General features: G+C 23.7%; 16 protein-coding genes and 1 other RNA gene. 9 read left to right on the forward strand and 8 right to left on the reverse strand.

What is annotated here, in order from left to right:
* Nucleotides 1–66 precede the first annotated feature (66 nt).
* Nucleotides 67–819 carry a DUF2076 domain-containing protein gene (locus tag D9V74_RS00850; RefSeq protein WP_158362413.1) on the forward strand — a complete coding sequence of 251 codons (753 nt, stop codon included), beginning with the start codon at nt 67–69 and terminating at the stop codon, nt 817–819.
* Nucleotides 820–925: 106 nt separating this feature from the next.
* Here the strand turns inward: D9V74_RS00850 and D9V74_RS00855 are convergent, their stop codons facing one another.
* The gene (locus D9V74_RS00855) at nt 926–1,519 is read right to left on the reverse strand and encodes a peroxiredoxin (protein WP_158362415.1); all 594 of its coding nucleotides are present in this window, start codon (nt 1,517–1,519) and stop codon (nt 926–928) included.
* A gap of 101 nt (nt 1,520–1,620) precedes the next feature.
* Between D9V74_RS00855 and ung the strand changes: the two genes are divergently transcribed.
* The gene (gene ung / locus D9V74_RS00860) at nt 1,621–2,286 is read left to right on the forward strand and encodes a uracil-DNA glycosylase (RefSeq protein WP_158362417.1); all 666 of its coding nucleotides are present in this window, start codon (nt 1,621–1,623) and stop codon (nt 2,284–2,286) included.
* Nucleotides 2,287–2,344: 58 nt separating this feature from the next.
* On the opposite strand, the gene grpE is transcribed toward ung, so the two are convergent.
* Nucleotides 2,345–2,890: a nucleotide exchange factor GrpE gene (gene grpE / locus D9V74_RS00865; protein WP_158362419.1), complete on the reverse strand. Its 546-nt coding sequence runs from the start codon at nt 2,888–2,890 to the stop codon at nt 2,345–2,347.
* Between the two features lie 124 nt (nt 2,891–3,014).
* Here grpE and nadK point away from each other — a divergent pair, with 124 nt between their 5' ends.
* Entirely contained in the window at nt 3,015–3,893 is an 879-nt protein-coding gene (gene nadK, locus D9V74_RS00870; RefSeq protein WP_158362421.1) for an NAD(+) kinase, read from the forward strand.
* Between the two features lie 75 nt (nt 3,894–3,968).
* Here the strand turns inward: nadK and ssrA are convergent.
* Nucleotides 3,969–4,335: a transfer-messenger RNA gene (gene ssrA, locus D9V74_RS00875) on the reverse strand.
* Between the two features lie 130 nt (nt 4,336–4,465).
* On the opposite strand from ssrA, the gene grxD reads away from it, so the two are divergent.
* A complete protein-coding gene (grxD, locus tag D9V74_RS00880; protein ID WP_158362423.1) occupies nt 4,466–4,804 on the forward strand; it encodes a Grx4 family monothiol glutaredoxin in 339 nt (112 codons plus the stop codon).
* A gap of 146 nt (nt 4,805–4,950) precedes the next feature.
* Here the strand turns inward: grxD and rnt are convergent, their stop codons facing one another.
* A complete protein-coding gene (gene rnt, locus D9V74_RS00885; protein ID WP_158362425.1) occupies nt 4,951–5,595 on the reverse strand; it encodes a ribonuclease T in 645 nt (214 codons plus the stop codon).
* Between the two features lie 221 nt (nt 5,596–5,816).
* On the opposite strand from rnt, the gene D9V74_RS00890 reads away from it, so the two are divergent.
* The 3 genes from D9V74_RS00890 (at nt 5,817) to ychF (ending at nt 8,264) form a co-directional block, all read left to right on the forward strand.
* The gene (locus D9V74_RS00890) at nt 5,817–6,428 is read left to right on the forward strand and encodes a Fe-Mn family superoxide dismutase (protein ID WP_158362427.1); all 612 of its coding nucleotides are present in this window, start codon (nt 5,817–5,819) and stop codon (nt 6,426–6,428) included.
* Between the two features lie 176 nt (nt 6,429–6,604).
* Nucleotides 6,605–7,138: an aminoacyl-tRNA hydrolase gene (pth, locus tag D9V74_RS00895; RefSeq protein ID WP_158363105.1), complete on the forward strand. Its 534-nt coding sequence runs from the start codon at nt 6,605–6,607 to the stop codon at nt 7,136–7,138.
* Between the two features lie 37 nt (nt 7,139–7,175).
* Entirely contained in the window at nt 7,176–8,264 is a 1,089-nt protein-coding gene (gene ychF, locus D9V74_RS00900; RefSeq protein ID WP_158362429.1) for a redox-regulated ATPase YchF, read from the forward strand.
* Nucleotides 8,265–8,340: 76 nt separating this feature from the next.
* On the opposite strand, the gene thrC is transcribed toward ychF, so the two are convergent.
* From thrC to thrA, 3 genes are read right to left on the reverse strand one after another with little or no spacing between them, the layout of a single operon-like run.
* On the reverse strand, nt 8,341–9,630 hold the full coding sequence (thrC, locus tag D9V74_RS00905; protein WP_158362431.1) for a threonine synthase: 1,290 nt from the start codon (nt 9,628–9,630) through the stop codon (nt 8,341–8,343).
* Between the two features lie 4 nt (nt 9,631–9,634).
* Nucleotides 9,635–10,564 carry a homoserine kinase gene (gene thrB / locus D9V74_RS00910; protein ID WP_158362433.1) on the reverse strand — a complete coding sequence of 310 codons (930 nt, stop codon included), beginning with the start codon at nt 10,562–10,564 and terminating at the stop codon, nt 9,635–9,637.
* Nucleotides 10,565–10,582: 18 nt separating this feature from the next.
* A complete protein-coding gene (thrA, locus tag D9V74_RS00915) occupies nt 10,583–13,042 on the reverse strand; it encodes a bifunctional aspartate kinase/homoserine dehydrogenase I (RefSeq protein WP_158362434.1) in 2,460 nt (819 codons plus the stop codon).
* A 467-nt stretch (nt 13,043–13,509) separates the two neighbouring features.
* Here thrA and hpt point away from each other — a divergent pair, with 467 nt between their 5' ends.
* On the forward strand, nt 13,510–14,049 hold the full coding sequence (hpt, locus tag D9V74_RS00920) for a hypoxanthine phosphoribosyltransferase (protein ID WP_158362435.1): 540 nt from the start codon (nt 13,510–13,512) through the stop codon (nt 14,047–14,049).
* Between the two features lie 688 nt (nt 14,050–14,737).
* Here the strand turns inward: hpt and dksA are convergent.
* Nucleotides 14,738–15,193 (reverse strand): RNA polymerase-binding protein DksA, encoded by a 456-nt coding sequence (gene dksA, locus D9V74_RS00925; RefSeq protein WP_158362436.1) that lies wholly within the window; start codon nt 15,191–15,193, stop codon nt 14,738–14,740.
* A gap of 275 nt (nt 15,194–15,468) precedes the next feature.
* On the opposite strand from dksA, the gene truA reads away from it, so the two are divergent.
* Nucleotides 15,469–16,269, forward strand: coding sequence for a tRNA pseudouridine(38-40) synthase TruA (truA, locus tag D9V74_RS00930; RefSeq protein WP_158362437.1), 801 nt, complete (start codon nt 15,469–15,471; stop codon nt 16,267–16,269).
* Nucleotides 16,270–16,288: the final 19 nt, after the last annotated feature.

The raw sequence follows: 16,288 nt of genomic DNA on the forward strand, positions 1-16,288 counted from the left end.
ATATTGCATAAAAAGTAATATTATATTGCATAATATATAACTTAAACTTAACAATGAGATGCAATTATGAAAGATAAAGAAAAGAATTTAATAGAAAATTTGTTTTATCGCTTAAAAAATACTGAATTAAACATGTCTGAAAGAGATGTATCAGCAGACAACTTAATTCAAAATTTGGTTTCTAAACAACCTTCTTCTCCTTATTATATGACTCAAACAATATTGATTCAAGAAACAGCTATAAAAAAAATGGGTATGAAAATTGAAGAATTAGAAAAAAGAATTCAAGTATTAAATCAAGAAATATCAAATAAAAAGCCTAGTTTTTTATCTAGTTTTTTTAAAAAAAATACTGATTTTCAATCTTCTCAACCAATGTCTAATAATATTTGGAGAAATAAAGAAAATATTTCACAAACGCATGCTACTAATTTACCTCCATCATCTATTACTCAACCTTCACCTATAGTTAATAATACAATCGGAAATAGTGCTACTAGAAGTAGTGGTTTTTTAAGTAGTGCATTACAAACAGCAACAGGAGTGGCTGGTGGTATGATTTTAGGAAATATGTTAATGAGTGCATTTAATCATGTGAATAAACCAGAAGAAGAAATCTTTGATACGGTTAATAAATTCAATCAAGATGATAATGCAGAAAGACATTTTTTTGATAATCACACACAAAGTGATTTAGTGAATTATCAATCTGATGATATTATAGATTCTAACAAATATAATGAATGTACTGCAGAAGACTTCAGTAGCGATGTTGATGATGTGAATAATTTTGATACTGATGATGATAATTTCATTTAAAAAAATATTTTATAATCATATATTATTTGTTATCTATATCTATTAGTCTAAAATTTAAAAAAAATAAAGCCAGCATAAAATATTTTTTTGCTGACTTTAATTTTTTTTAAGAATATTTGCTGAGATATTCAGCAATTCCTTCGGAAGAAGCTTTAATGCCTTTTTCTCCCTTAGTCCAATTAGCAGGACACACTTCTCCAAATTGATTATGAAAATCTAATGCATCTACCATACGTATGGTTTCTTTAATGTTTCTACCAAATGGTAAATCATTAACAATTTGATGACGTATAATCCAATTAGAATCAATTAAAAATGTAGCTCTTAATGCTACACTTAATTTGGGATGTTCAATACCATAAGCTTTTTGAATATCGTGTTTTATATCAGAGATCATAGGGAAAAGAATTTTTCCAATACCACCATTTTTAGGTAATATGTTTTGCCATGCTTGATGAACAAAAACACTATCAATTGATACTCCTACAATCTTGACGTGTCTTTTTTCAAATTCTAAATAGAGTTGATTTAATTCAATGATTTCAGAAGGGCAAACGAAAGTAAAATCCATAGGCCAGAAAAATAATATGACAGATTGATTATTAGAATATTTTTTCAGATCAAAATCTTCAATAATTTTACCGTTGGATAAAACTGCTGGAGCGATAAAGTTTGGAGCAGTTTGTGTTACTAAAACCATATTTTCTCCTTAATTTTTATAATATTAAAAAAATATTTTTTAATTGTAAAAAATGTTAAAATATCATTTTTAGCTGAAACTTTACTAAAATGGAAAAAAATATGAAAAAAATTTTATCTTGGACAGATGTTTTATCACAAGAAAAAAAAAAGTATTTTATTGATATTATGCGATTTCTTAAAAAAGAACGTTTAAAAAAAACGATTTATCCTCAACAAAAAGATATATTTAACGCTTTTATTTTGACACATTTCAATGATATAAAAGTAGTGATTCTTGGACAAGACCCGTATTTTTCAAAAAATCAAGCACATGGTTTATCTTTTTCTGTTCCTAAATCTTATAATATACCACCTTCTTTACAGAATATATATAAAGAATTAAATAGTGATTTTAAAAAAAATGTTATTTTTAAACATGGATGTCTTGAAAGTTGGGCTAATCAAGGTGTTTTTTTATTAAATACTATTTTAACTGTTGAATCAGGTAAGCCAAAATCACATAATTCTATAGGATGGAACATTTTTACTGATACAGTAATTTCTAAGATTAATCAATATAGAAATTCTATTATTTTTTTATTGTGGGGAACTAATGCACAAAAAAAAGATATTTTTATTAATAAAAATAAGCATTATATATTAAGAGCGTCTCATCCCTCTCCTTTATCAGCATATAGAGGATTTTTAGGGTGTAAACATTTTTCATTAACTAATCAAATTTTATTAAATAATAGAAAAAAACCAATTGATTGGTTCGCAATTTAAAAAAATATTAATTTTTTTAATTAAAATTTAAATATCTCAATTTTTTATTATTAAAAAATTATTTTTTTGCAATTATTACAATAGCTTTTCTTAATAATACTTTATTAAAAGTAAATCCTTGTTTTTTAACAGAAATAATATGATTAGGTAATATATTTGAAGATGATTCTATCGCAATAGAAGTATGCAATTTAGAATTAAAAACTTCGTTTTTTTTGCCTTCAATTTTTAATCCGAATTTAGATAATATATTTAATAAAGATTGTAATGTAAGTTTAATACCTTCTATGAAAGGTTGATCTTTTTTTTTAAATGAGTTAGATGATATTATAATATCTTCTAAAGTTTCTATGATGGGAAAAATAGTTTTTAAGAATTTTTCTATTTCAGTTTCTTTTATAATATTTATTTGTTCTAAAGTATTTTTTTGTATGTTTTCTATTTTTGCTAATGTACGTAATTTAATATCATTAATTTTATTTTGGTTTTGAGATAATTGTAATTTTAATTCTTCTATTTTTTTATTTTGGCATATAATGATATCATTAATTTTTTCTTTATGATCTTCTATAATTGTTCTATTTTGATTCTTTTTATTATCCATAATATTTACCATTTTTTTATATGAATTATTAAATTATTATAAGGTTTATAATTAATCTTTCAAGGTTATTTATTATTAAAATACAACATACATTACGTTATTTTTTATTAGGAAGTTTTTTTTAATGAATCAATATTTTAGTTCTATTGGTATTATTGGTCGTCCACGTTATACAAGTGCATTAATAACACATAAAAAATTATATAAATGGTTAATAAAAAATGGTTATGAGGTTTTTGTTGAATCTTCTATTGCACAAGAACTAAAATTAGATAATCCTAAAACTGCTACATTAATTGAAATTGGGCAATCTTGTGATTTAGCTATTGTAATAGGAGGAGATGGTAATCTATTATGCGCAGCACGTATTTTATCGCTTTATGATATTAAAATTATTGGAATTAATAGAGGAAATTTGGGTTTTCTCACTGATTTAAATCCAGCAACTAGTTTAAAAAAATTATCAGAAGTATTATCTGGAAAATATTGTTTAGAAAATCGATTTTTATTAGATGTACAAATTTGTGAAAAAAAAATGATTTCTAAATCTAGTATAGCAATTAATGAAGTAGTTGTACATACAAAAAATTTGGCTCATATGATAGAATTTGAAGTTTATATTGATAATAAATTTTCTTTTTCTCAGAGAGCTGACGGTTTAATTATTTCAACTCCAACAGGTTCAACTGGATATTCGTTATCAGCTGGTGGACCAATTATTTCAACATCTTTAGATGCTATTCTTTTAGTACCAATGTTTCCACATACTTTATCTGCACGTCCATTAGTTATTCATAATGATAGTGTTATTTGTTTAAAATTTTCTAATATTGAAAGAAATTTAAAAATTAGTTGTGATAATCAAAACATTTTAACTATAAAGAAAAATGAACGTGTATTTATTCGTCGGAGTGGTTATTATTTAAATCTTATTCATCCTAAAAGTTATAACTATTTTAAAATATTAAATTCTAAATTAAATTGGTCTAAAAAATTTTTTTAGATATTTTTATAACTATTATTAAAACTATTTGTTTAAATAATGGATATTATGTGTTAATTATCAATATAAATGATTTTGGAGCTGGCGGGATTTGAACCCGCGTCCAAAATTTCTACGAATAAAGCACTACATGCTTAGTTTTTCTGCATTATATTTCATTATCTAATTTGGAAAAACACATTTTAGATATATAGCTTGTAATTTTTTTGTTCATGTCATCGTCAAGCTTGATAAACATGTTTTCTCTTTTTTTGACTTTCCTTTGTTCTCGTCCTAAGAGGGAGGCTGAGGAGGAAAGGCTTTAAAACAGTTTTTTAGGCTGCTAAAGCATAGTTATATTTATTATTTGCAGCTATTTTTTTTACGGTTTTTATCGAGGCAAACCGTTCCTCGGCATGCACTTTACTTTGTTGATAATTTTGTCGAATCCAAAAACAGCCCCTTTTAAATTAAGTATTGCAAAAAAAAATATTTTTGTCTATTAATTATTTTAAAGTTTTTTAAAAATAGTTTTTATAGTATAAGATTTTTTTAAATATATATATTGTATAATTTTACAAACAGGAATAAATATGAATATTATAAAAAAAATAAAGGATCAAATTAAAAATAATATTATTTTAATTTATATGAAAGGTACTCCAACGTCTCCTAGTTGTGGTTTTTCTGCTCAAGCGGTACAAGCTTTATCTGCGTGTGGTGAGAAATTTGCATATGTTGATGTTTTAGAAAATACAGATATTAGAAACGAATTGCCAAAATATGCTAATTGGCCTACTTTTCCTCAGTTATGGGTAGATGGTGAATTAATTGGAGGTTGTAGTATTATACTTGAAATGTTAGAAAATGGTGAGTTAAAAAAATTAATATCAGAAAAAGTAAAAAATAATAGAATTATATCCGAAGAATAATTAATATAAATAGAAAATATAATTAAAATAGTAAGATATGACATTATATAAAAGATTTTATTTTTCTAATCTGTTTTTATTAATGTCATATCTTTTTTTTATTGAATTATTTTGATATTTTTCATAAAAAAATATTTTTAGAAATACTATGTTTTCATGTTATGAATAGGCCATCCACCTAATCGTTTCCAACGATTAACTAATTCGCAAAAAAGATTAGCAGTTTGTAAAGTATCATATAGTGCTGAATGGGCTTGATTATTGTCAAATGATAATCCAATAGCTTTACAGGCTTTAGCTAATACTGTTTGTCCTACTACTAATCCACTTAAAGCTGCAGTATCAAATGTTACAAATGGATGAAAAGGGTTATTTTTTATATTTACTCTATGAATGGCAGCCATTAAAAAATTATGGTCAAAATTGGCATTATGAGCTACAACAATCCCTCGAGTGCATCTTTCTGTTTGAATGCCTTTATTAACTATATCAAATATAGATTGAATTGCTTTTTTCTCGCTAACTGCACCACGTAACGGATTAAATGGATCAATTTTATTAAAAGCTATTGCATCAGAATTTATTATTGAACCTTTAAATGGTTTTATATGAAAATGAAGTGTATTTTCTTTATGCAACCATCCTAAATTATCCATTTTTAGTGTAATCATAGCAATTTCTAATACTGCGTCAGTATTCGCATTAAATCCTGCTGTTTCAATGTCTATAACAACAGGATAAAATGTGCGAAATCTATTGCTTAATAGATTAAATGATTGAGTTGTAGACATCAAAATCTCATGTTTTAAAAAACTTTGTGTTTAATATAGTTAATTTGTTATATATTTTGATAATTTTATCTCAGTAACTTTTAAAAAAATGTACAATGATTCTTGTATAATATTAAATAATTGTACTATAATTTGTAAAAATATTTAATATTATAACATTAAGTTAATACTTAAAAGATATTGTATAATAATTTTTATTATAATGACATTGGAAAAATAAAATGAGTTACATTCTCCCTGCTTTGCCGTATTCATATGATGCATTAGAACCTTTTTTTGATGAACAAACTATGAAAATTCATCATACTAAGCATCATCAAAATTATATTAATAATACTAATACTATTTTAGAAAATACAACTTTTTCTTCATTATCTATTGAAGAATTAATTTCGATTTTAAATGAAATTATTTTAGACAATAAAAATGTATTACGTAATAATGCAGGTGGACATATCAATCATAGTTTTTTTTGGAAGGGTTTAAAAATTGGAAGTGTTTTAACACATGATTTTAAAAGAGAAATAGAAAAACAATTTGGAGATTTTGAGTCTTTTAAAGAACAATTTGAATCAGTAGCATTGAATCATTTTGGATCTGGATGGGTTTGGTTAGTGAACCAAAATGGTATTTTGTCAATAGTGTCTACTATTAATCAAGATAGTCCTCTTATGGGTAAAATAATATCTAAAACTTTTGGTAGTCCTATTATTGGATTAGATCTTTGGGAACATGCTTATTATTTAAAATATCAAAATAGAAGATTAGATTATATTAAATCTTTTTGGAACATTGTTAATTGGGAACGAGCATCAGATCTTTTACAGAAATAATTTTTTGATTGCAATGGTAATATTTATTTTTTAAAAAAAATTGATTTTTTTGTATGTTCCAATTTATTTTAAAAGAATTTTTTTTTAAAAAACATATAATAAAAATTATATGTTTTTTATATATTGAATCAAAATTTTATTTTTAAACGAAAGGATTTTTTTTGAATAATATCAAAATGATAGTAGGATTAGCTAATCCAAAAAAAGAATATCATAATACGCGTCATAATGTAGGTTCTTGGTATATTTACTCTTTAGTGAAATATTATTCACAGACTTTAAAAAGAGAAGATAAATTTTTAGGATTTACCACTTCTTTTAAAATAGAATCATATTATACTCGTTTTCTTATACCGAATATTTTTATGAATATTAATGGTCATTCAATTTTTAAAATGGCATCATTTTATCAAGTTCATTTAAATGAAATATTAATAGTACATGATGATTTAGAACTTGAACCTGGTTTAATAAAATTTAAATATAGTTATGGACATAATGGACATAATGGATTAAGGAATATTATTCATATTTTTAATAAAAAAACAAATTTTTCTCGTTTAAGGATTGGCATTGGTCGTCCAAAAGATAAGAGAAAAGTAGCTTCTTTTGTTTTATCTATCCCAATTCAAAAAGAAAAAATATTAATTCAAAACGCAATTATTAATGCTATAGAAAATAATTTTCTAAAAAATTTTTTAATAAGATAATAAAATAATACTTTTTTATTTTTTAAGGCATATAAATATGGGTTTTAAATGTGGTATCATAGGTTTACCTAATGTTGGAAAATCTACTTTATTTAATCTTTTAACTAAAAGCAATTCGGCAGTTGCTAACTTTCCATTTTGTACTATTAAACCAAATGTAGGAATTGTCCCTGTAGTTGATAAACGTATTGATCATTTAGCAAAAATTTTATCTCCTAAAAAAATTATCCATGCTGCTATAGAATTTATAGATATTGCAGGTTTAGTAAAAGGAGCTTCTCAAGGAGAAGGATTAGGTAATCAATTTTTAAACAATATACGTGAAACACATGCTATTGCACATGTTATTCGCTGTTTTAAAAATGATAATATTACTCATATTTATAATAAAATAGAACCTATTAGAGATATAGATATTATTAACACTGAACTCATATTATCTGATTTTGATTTATGTGAAAAAACAATATTACAATTACAAAAAAAAATAATATTGAAGAATAAAGATGCAGAAAAAAAAATATATGTTTTACAAAAATGTATGAATCATTTAAAAAATTTTCATATGTTAACAAATTTAGATTTGAATCAAGATGAAAAAAAAGTAATTAATTATTTAAATTTTTTAACTTTAAAACCCACTATGTATATTGCTAATGTTAATGAAGAAAAAGAATCAGATTATTTTTTAAACGAATTATATAAAAAAGCTAATAAAGAAAATGCTACAGTTGTTCCAATTTATGCTAATTTAGAATTAGATTTACTTAAAATGAATTATGAAGAACAAAACTCTTTTATGGAAGCATTTAATATTAAAATATTAAGCTTACAAAAAATTATTTCTTCTGGTTATCAGTTATTGAATTTAATAACTTTTTTCACTGCAGGTAAAAAAGAAATTCGAGCATGGCCAATTCTTAATGGAAGCACCAGTATTCAAGCTGCTCATAAAATACATAGTGATTTTAGTAAAGGTTTTATTAGAGCACAAATTATTAAATATGTAGATTTTATAAAATACAAAAGTGAATCTAAAATTAAAGAAATGGGAAAAATGAAAATAGAAGGTAAAGAATATTATATTCAAGATGGTGATATTATTCATTTTTTATTTAATATTTAAAAGTAATAAATGTACAAAATTTTACTTATTTTATTTTAGAGAGGAAATATTATTTTTTATCCTCTCTATATTATATTTATTTTTCTATTAAAAATTTTTTTAACTTTTGAAAATCAGGATTAATATTGTAAGATAATAGTGGTAAATGCATACGACTTTCTAATGCATCAGGCAATTCAAGTTGAGTATTTAAAATTTCTTCTACAGTGTTTTTAAATTTAGCGGGATGAGCTGTTCCTAAAAATAAACCAAATTCTTCTTTTTTTAACTGATTTTTTAATAATTGGTATGCTATTGCAGCATGAGGTTCAGATATATAGCCTAATTCAAATAATTCTTTTAATGCATTTTTTGTAGTAGAATCTGAAACACTGCCGAATCTTAATTCTTTTAAATTCCATTTTTTTCTATGAAATAATTCTTCAATTCGAGCCCAATTATTAGGTTGACTAATATCCATAGCATTAGAAATAGTAGAGATAGTTTTATTAGGATTCCATATTCCACTAGAGAGAAACCTTGGTACTGTATCATTAGCATTAGTACATGCTATAAATGCTTTAATTGGTAAACCTAAAGTTTTAGACAATAAACCAGCAGTTAAGTTTCCAAAATTACCACACGGAACTGCTATTACTAAATTTTTTCTTTGTTTTTCTGACATTAAAGAAAACGCTTCAAAATAGTAACAGATTTGTGCTAGTAATCTACTTATATTTATAGAATTAGCTGAGTTTAATCCTATTGATTCTTTAAGTTTTTTATCATTAAATGCTTCTTTAACTAGTTTTTGACAATCATCAAAACTACCATTAATTGATATAGTTTTTATATTTTGACCTAAAGTGCAAAACAATTTTTCTTGTAGAATGCTAATTTTTCCTTTTGGATATAAAATAATAACGCGGACATTTTTCATTTTATAGAATGCATGTGCTACTGCTGCACCTGTATCGCCTGATGTTGCAGTTAAAATAGTAACAGTTTCATGATTTCTATTCATTAACATTATCATTTGAGCCATAAAGCGTGCTCCAAAATCTTTAAACGCTAATGTGGGTCCGTGAAATAACTCTAAACAATCTATATTTTGTGTAATCTTTACTTTTAATGGATGTGTAAATGAAAAAGCTTTTTGAACATTTTTATATAGTTGTTTTTTAGATATTTCATGATGAATAAATTTAGAAAGTATTTCAGTACTTCTTGTAATAAAATCCATCTCTAATATTTTTAATAATTCAATAGGTTTGAAAACTGGTAATTTTACTGGAAAAAATAATCCTTGTTGTTGTCCTAACCCTAATTTTACAGCTGTTTCAAAATTCACTTCTTCTTGATTGTGTTTTAAGTTATAAAGTTGCATTTATTTATCCTATCTTTCTTACACCTTGTGAATCTAAAAAACAAATATGTACAAATCCAGTTTGATTTTGCAAATAATTTTTTTTTAACCATAAAGATATTTTTTGAGCTATAGAAATATTATCAGTAATAGAAAAAATAGTAGGTCCTGATCCAGATATACCAAAACTTATCGCTCCAATTTTTTTAATTTTTTCTTTTGCTTGTAAAAAATTAGGTAATAATTTAGTTCGATATGGTTCAGCTATTACATCTTGCATTAATCGTGCTGCTAAATCAGGTTGTTGACTATATAATGCATGAATAAAACCAGATAAATAACGACTGTTTTTAATACAAATTTCTTTTGTATATTTTTTTGGCAATATATTTCTAGCTGCTGAAGTAGAAACTTTAATTCCTGGCCAAGCAATTATCCAAAACCAATTTTTAAAATGGGGTATTTTTTGATTAATTATTTCTGAATCTTCTAGTATTAACTGTAATCCTCCAAAATAAGATGGTGCGACATTATCATAATGTATGCTTCCCGATATTTCACCTTCCATTTCTCCCATAAGAAGCAGTAATTCTTTTGAATTTAAAGGTTTATTAAACAATTCATTCATTGCAACTAAAGTAGCTACTATTGAACAAGCGCTAGATCCTAAGCCTGATCCAATAGGCATATTTTTTTCAAGTACAATAGATACTGAAATATTTTTTTTTATTACTCGAGAAAATCTTAACCAACATTTCCAAACAATATTTTGTTCAGTATCAGCAGGTAATTGATTAGAAAATATACCTTTATTAACTAATGTAAATTTTTTTGATAATTTTATTGTAACAAAATCACCCAATAAAGTGCCATCGATAGGTATAATTGCTGCACCTAAAATATCAAATCCCACTCCAACATTACCAATAGAAGCTGGTGCATAAATTTTAATCATTAATATGTCCTGACGTTTTTATGATAGTGTGCGTAATAAGTCGGCAAATACTCCAGATGCTGTTACGTCATTACCGGCACCATAACCTCTTAATACCAGAGGAATGGGTTGATAATAATTAGTATAAAATGCTAGTGCATTTTCACCATTTTTTACTTTATATAATGGATCATCGATATTCACTTCTTCTAATTTGATAAAAAATTTTTTACTGCTTTCTATAGTAGCAATAAATCTTAATACATTACCTTGGATTAGTGCTTTTTTAACTTTTCTTGAAAAACACGAGTCTAATTGTTTTAATTTTTCTAAAAACTCATCAACATTTTGATTTTTTTTAAATGTATTTGGTAATAATGCTTCAATATTAATATCTTTCAACTCAATATTATATCCAAATTCACGTGCAAGAATAAGCAATTTTCTAGCTACATCTAATCCAGATAAATCATCACATGGATTAGGTTCTGTAAAACCTAATTCTTTAGCTTCTCTAGTAGCTTCAGATAGTAAAATACCTTCTTCTAATCTTCCAAAAATAAAAGATAAAGAACCAGATAATATACCCTTAAAACGGATTAAAGTATCACCAGTTTGAAATAAATTTTTAATAGTTTCTATTACTGGTAATCCAGCTCCAACATTTGTTTCATAAAAAAATTTATTATTTGTTTCTAAAACAGCATGTCTTATTTTTTTATAATAATGTAATGTTCCAGTATTTGCTTTTTTATTTGAAGTAACTATATGAAAATTATTATAAAGAAAATCTATATATTTTTCTGATAACAATTGATCAGATGTACAATCTATAATTACTGAATTTGATAAATTGTTTGTTTTAATTACATCATCTAATATTTCAATATTGAATGATTTTGTAGATTCTTTGAAACTCTTTTTCCAATCAAATAGATTTTTTGTATTATCTAAATATAATATTTTTTTAGAATTAGCAATAACACGTATTTTAATTATTATATTTTTTTTATATAAATATTCTTTTTGTTTTAAGATTATATTAATTAAAGTGCTACCTACACCCCCTATGCCAATCAAAAAAACATGAATAATTTTTTTATTACTGAATAGTCTATCATGAACATTTTTAACGGCTTGTAAAATATTTTTTTGATCAATAACTAGAGAAATTGAATGTTCAGAAGAACCTTGTGAAATTGCAAGAATATTAATTTTTGATTGACCTAAAGTAGAAAAAATTTTTGATGCAATATTGCATTTTTTATTAATATCAGATCCTATTACTGAAAGAATCGATAAATTTTTTTTCATTGTAAAAGGATTTAATAATTTATTTTTTAATTCTAGTTGAAATTCTTTATTTAATAAATATAAGATTTGAGAAATATCATCTTCTGCAATACAAAACTTGATTGTATTTTTTGGAGATGATTGAGTAATCAGAAAGATATTAATATTTTTTCTGAAGAGTATAGCGAATATACGTGGAATAATATTTTTTAAATCTTGAATATAAGATCCAGATACATTACACATTGCTATATGTTTAATATATGTCACGCCTTTTAAAAATTGTTTTTTAGTGTCATCACTATTATTTTTTTTGCAAATTAAAGTTCCTTGGGCTTGAATATTATTAGTATTTTTAATCCAACAAGGAATATTAAATTGAGAAATTGGTTCAATAGTATGTGGATGCAATACCTTAGCTCCAAAATAAGCAAGTTCCATAGCTTCTTCATATGATATTGATTCTAATAAAAAAGGATTTGAGACTATTTTGGGATCGCAAGTTAATATGCCATCTACATCCGTCCAGATTTCACAACACTTTGCGTTTAAACAAACGGCTAATACTGCAGCAGAATAATCAGATCCATTTCTTCCTAATACTACTAATTCTTTATTTTGGTTACCTGCAATAAAACCAGGCATTAAAATAACGGTGTCTTTTTTTATTTTTAATTTTCTGATAAATTTTTTAGAATTATATATGTCAATAGTAGAATCTAAATAATTTTTTCCTATTGATATAAAATTTTTAACAGGATCAATAATAGTAACATTATAACCTTTTGATTTAAGAATGCTTTTCATTATTAATACTGATAGTATTTCTCCGCGAGAGATTATAATTGCACGAATATTATCTGGACATTGTTGTAACAATGTAATGCTGTATGTTATATCTTTTAATTTATTAAATTCTTTTTTGATGATATTTTCTATTTTTTGGTATAAAAAATTTTTTTCTATGTGTAATAAATTACGTATTAGTTCAATGAATATATTTTCTATAAGATTAATTGTTTCTAAACTATTTTTCTTTTTGATTATTTGTTCAACAATATTTACTAAATGATTAGTGATTTTAGCAGGAGCTGAAAGTACTACTGCGATTTGATCTTCTTTAATATTTTTTTTTATAATATTAGCTACAGATATAAATCTTTCTGCATTAGCTAGTGAAGTTCCGCCAAACTTTAATAATTTCATATTTTATAATTCCTTATAATTCTTTATATTGATGTCATAAAAAAACCCGCTTTAGGTATGAGCGGGTTTTTTTGTAAAGATCATCTGAGCCCACATCATGATTAGTTATAATAATTAGAATAGCTATTCTAGTGAAGTAGTGCAGAAGCTATGAATAGACATTAATATTTTTTATTCTATGAAATAAAAATTTTGTAATTATATAGAAAATATAACATAAATTATATTTTGATATAGATAGAATCTATTTTTTAATTACAAAAAAATTGCAAATAAATTTTATTATCTCAGTAATTTTTATAACATAACGATCATTATTACTGCAATAGTTAAAAAAAGAAATATTTTATTTTTAATTTTATATGAGTAGTTTATTTATTTAAAAAACTTTATATTTTTAATAAATGTAAGTATATTATTTAAAATTTTAATATATTTTCATTAAAACTAGAAATTTATTTAATATTATGAAACATGATATTCGTATTATTATTACTGAAAAAGAACTTAATATGCGTGTTCAAGAGTTAGGACAAGAAATTACTCATAAATATAAAGATAGTAAAAATAAAATGATATTAATTGCGTTATTACGTGGTTCTTTTATATTTATAGCAGATTTGTGTCGAAGAATTAAAATTGAGCATGAAGTAGATTTTATGACTACTTCTAGTTATGGTCGTGGAATAACATCCAGTGGAGATGTAAAAATTATTAAAGATTTAGATGAAGATATTTATAATAAAAATGTTTTAATTGTTGAAGATATTATTGATTCTGGAAAAACTTTGAGTAAAGTATTAGACATTTTAAAATTAAGACATCCAAAATCATTATCAATTTGTACACTTTTAGATAAACCAGAATGTCGTGAAGTAGATATTCATGTGGATTTTATAGGTTTTTCTATTTTAGAAAATTTTTTTATAGTGGGTTATGGTATTGATTATGCTCAATCTTATCGTTATTTGCCATATATAGGTAAAGTTGTCTTTAATACAAAATAAAATATTTATTTTAAAATTATTATGATTGATTTTTAATAGAGTTATATATATAAATAGTTATATATAATAATTTTGATAAAAACACAAAGAATTTTAGAATATTCATATTGTAATAATATTTAAATAATTTAGATAGTGATATTTTATGATTGTTAAAATTTTATATATTTTTAATATATTTTAATTAATATATTTATAGTGAAAAAAATAATTTTCATCTTAAAATAGAATAAAAAAATGTTATTTTTTTTAAAATATTACAAATATATTGAATTGAATTTATTTAAATATTTTATTTTATTGTATTTAGTATGAAATAAATATTTCAAATACAAAAAATATAATAATTTTTTTATGATGAATGAATCAGTTGTCTTTTAAATAAGATGTATTAAAAAATAAAAAAATTATAGTTTTTTAAATAATATATTTATTATTATTTTAATAATAAAAAAAATAATTATAAACAAAAAAATTATTTTAAAAATTAAAAAAAATTGAAAATAATACTTTGTATATTTAATATGATAAAATGATATTTTTAAAAAAATTAATAAAATGTTTATTTATACTAGGATTAAAATAAAATTCATAAGCTTTTATTTATGAGAAGATTATGAGAAGAGATACCCTGATTGATAATATAAATCAATTGAATATCCTTCTCTAAATTTTTTAATATGTTAGATTAACCAGTCATTTGTTTTTCTCTAATTTCTGCTAATGTTTTGCAGTCAATACAAAGATTAGCTGTTGGTCTGGCTTCTAAACGACGAATTCCAATTTCAATTCCACAAGAATCGCAATAACCAAAATCTTTTTCTTGAATTTTTTTTAAGGTAATTTCAATTTTTTTAATTAATTTTCGACTTCTATCGCGGTTGCGTAAATCTAAACTAAATTCTTCTTCTTGTGTTGCTCTATCAATAGGATCAGGAAAATTTGTAGCTTTATCTTGCATATATAGAAGAGTGTGACTAATTTCATCTTTTAATTGATTTCTCCAAGTTTTAAGAATTTTATCAAAGTGTAACATTTGGTTTTCATTCATATATTGTTCATCAATTTTTTTTTGATATGGTTTTAAACCTGCAATAGAAAGAACATTTAGAGATGATGTTTTTTTTTTATTTTCTGTTTCCATTTTTTTCTCTTATATAATTTTTTAAAAATTAAATATAAAATATATTTAAAAAAATACATAATCAATATTAATTGATAATTAGTTATTTTTATAATTAGTCTCAATTTTATAAATATAATTTTATGTTGAATTTTTCTAAAAAGACATAATTATAATAAATTATGTTAACATAAACTATAACTAAATATATTTTTTATATATTTTAATATTAAATAAGAATGCATTAGAATCAAACATTATAATTATAAAGTTATAAACTATCTAGGATTTTTAAAATGATACTTAATGATATTAAAAAATTTGCTTTAGGAATTGAATACAATGGAAGTTCGTATCATGGATGGCAAATGCAAAAAAACGTATCTAGTATTCAAGAAGAAGTTGAAAGAGCTTTATCTAAAATAGCTAATCACAAAATTAATATTGTTTGTGCAGGAAGAACTGATGCTGGTGTACATAGTATAGGTCAAGTGGTACACTTTTATACAACAGCTAAAAGAAAAAAAATATCTTGGTTAATTGGAACAAATCGTTATTTGTCTCGAGATATTTCTGTAAAATGGGTTCAAGAAGTTCCAGGGAATTTCCATTCACGTTATAGTGCAATTGCACGTTCTTATCGTTATATAATATATAACAATGATGTTCGTTCAGTTTTTTTTCCAAATAAATTATATTTTGTACATAAAAAATTAAATGAAAAAAAAATGTTTTCTGAAGCTCAATGTTTATTAGGAGAACATGATTTTACATCTTTTAGATCAATAGGTTGTCAATCTTTTTCTTCTTGGAGAAAAATTATAAAATTGAATATTTTTCGTTCTAATAATTTTATAATTATTGATATTAAAGCGAATTCTTTTTTATATCATATGGTAAGAAATATTGTTGGTTCGCTAATAGAAGTTGGAGCTAATAAAAAAAAAGAATTTTGGATTCAAGAATTGTTAACAAAACAAAATAGAAATTATGCTGCTGCAACTGCTCCAGCTCGAGGTTTATATTTATCATCTATAGAGTATCCTTTACATTTTAATATACCAAGACCAAAGCATACTGCTATATTATTTTTTTAATATAAAAAATACAAATTAA

The organism is Buchnera aphidicola (Macrosiphoniella sanborni) (assembly GCF_005080885.1).
GTDB classification, from domain to species: domain Bacteria; phylum Pseudomonadota; class Gammaproteobacteria; order Enterobacterales; family Enterobacteriaceae; genus Buchnera; species Buchnera aphidicola_AU.

What these genes read in the sequence shown, in the direction of transcription:
- D9V74_RS00850 (WP_158362413.1), top strand. Translation starts at nt 67, where the DNA reads ATGAAAGATAAAGAAAAGAATTTAATAGAAAATTTGTTTTATCGCTTA.
- D9V74_RS00855 (WP_158362415.1), bottom strand. Translation starts at nt 1,519, where the DNA reads ATGGTTTTAGTAACACAAACTGCTCCAAACTTTATCGCTCCAGCAGTT.
- ung (WP_158362417.1), top strand. Translation starts at nt 1,621, where the DNA reads ATGAAAAAAATTTTATCTTGGACAGATGTTTTATCACAAGAAAAAAAA.
- grpE (WP_158362419.1), bottom strand. Translation starts at nt 2,890, where the DNA reads ATGGATAATAAAAAGAATCAAAATAGAACAATTATAGAAGATCATAAA.
- nadK (WP_158362421.1), top strand. Translation starts at nt 3,015, where the DNA reads ATGAATCAATATTTTAGTTCTATTGGTATTATTGGTCGTCCACGTTAT.
- grxD (WP_158362423.1), top strand. Translation starts at nt 4,466, where the DNA reads ATGAATATTATAAAAAAAATAAAGGATCAAATTAAAAATAATATTATT.
- rnt (WP_158362425.1), bottom strand. Translation starts at nt 5,595, where the DNA reads ATGTCTACAACTCAATCATTTAATCTATTAAGCAATAGATTTCGCACA.
- D9V74_RS00890 (WP_158362427.1), top strand. Translation starts at nt 5,817, where the DNA reads ATGAGTTACATTCTCCCTGCTTTGCCGTATTCATATGATGCATTAGAA.
- pth (WP_158363105.1), top strand. Translation starts at nt 6,605, where the DNA reads ATGATAGTAGGATTAGCTAATCCAAAAAAAGAATATCATAATACGCGT.
- ychF (WP_158362429.1), top strand. Translation starts at nt 7,176, where the DNA reads ATGGGTTTTAAATGTGGTATCATAGGTTTACCTAATGTTGGAAAATCT.
- thrC (WP_158362431.1), bottom strand. Translation starts at nt 9,630, where the DNA reads ATGCAACTTTATAACTTAAAACACAATCAAGAAGAAGTGAATTTTGAA.
- thrB (WP_158362433.1), bottom strand. Translation starts at nt 10,564, where the DNA reads ATGATTAAAATTTATGCACCAGCTTCTATTGGTAATGTTGGAGTGGGA.
- thrA (WP_158362434.1), bottom strand. Translation starts at nt 13,042, where the DNA reads ATGAAATTATTAAAGTTTGGCGGAACTTCACTAGCTAATGCAGAAAGA.
- hpt (WP_158362435.1), top strand. Translation starts at nt 13,510, where the DNA reads ATGAAACATGATATTCGTATTATTATTACTGAAAAAGAACTTAATATG.
- dksA (WP_158362436.1), bottom strand. Translation starts at nt 15,193, where the DNA reads ATGGAAACAGAAAATAAAAAAAAAACATCATCTCTAAATGTTCTTTCT.
- truA (WP_158362437.1), top strand. Translation starts at nt 15,469, where the DNA reads ATGATACTTAATGATATTAAAAAATTTGCTTTAGGAATTGAATACAAT.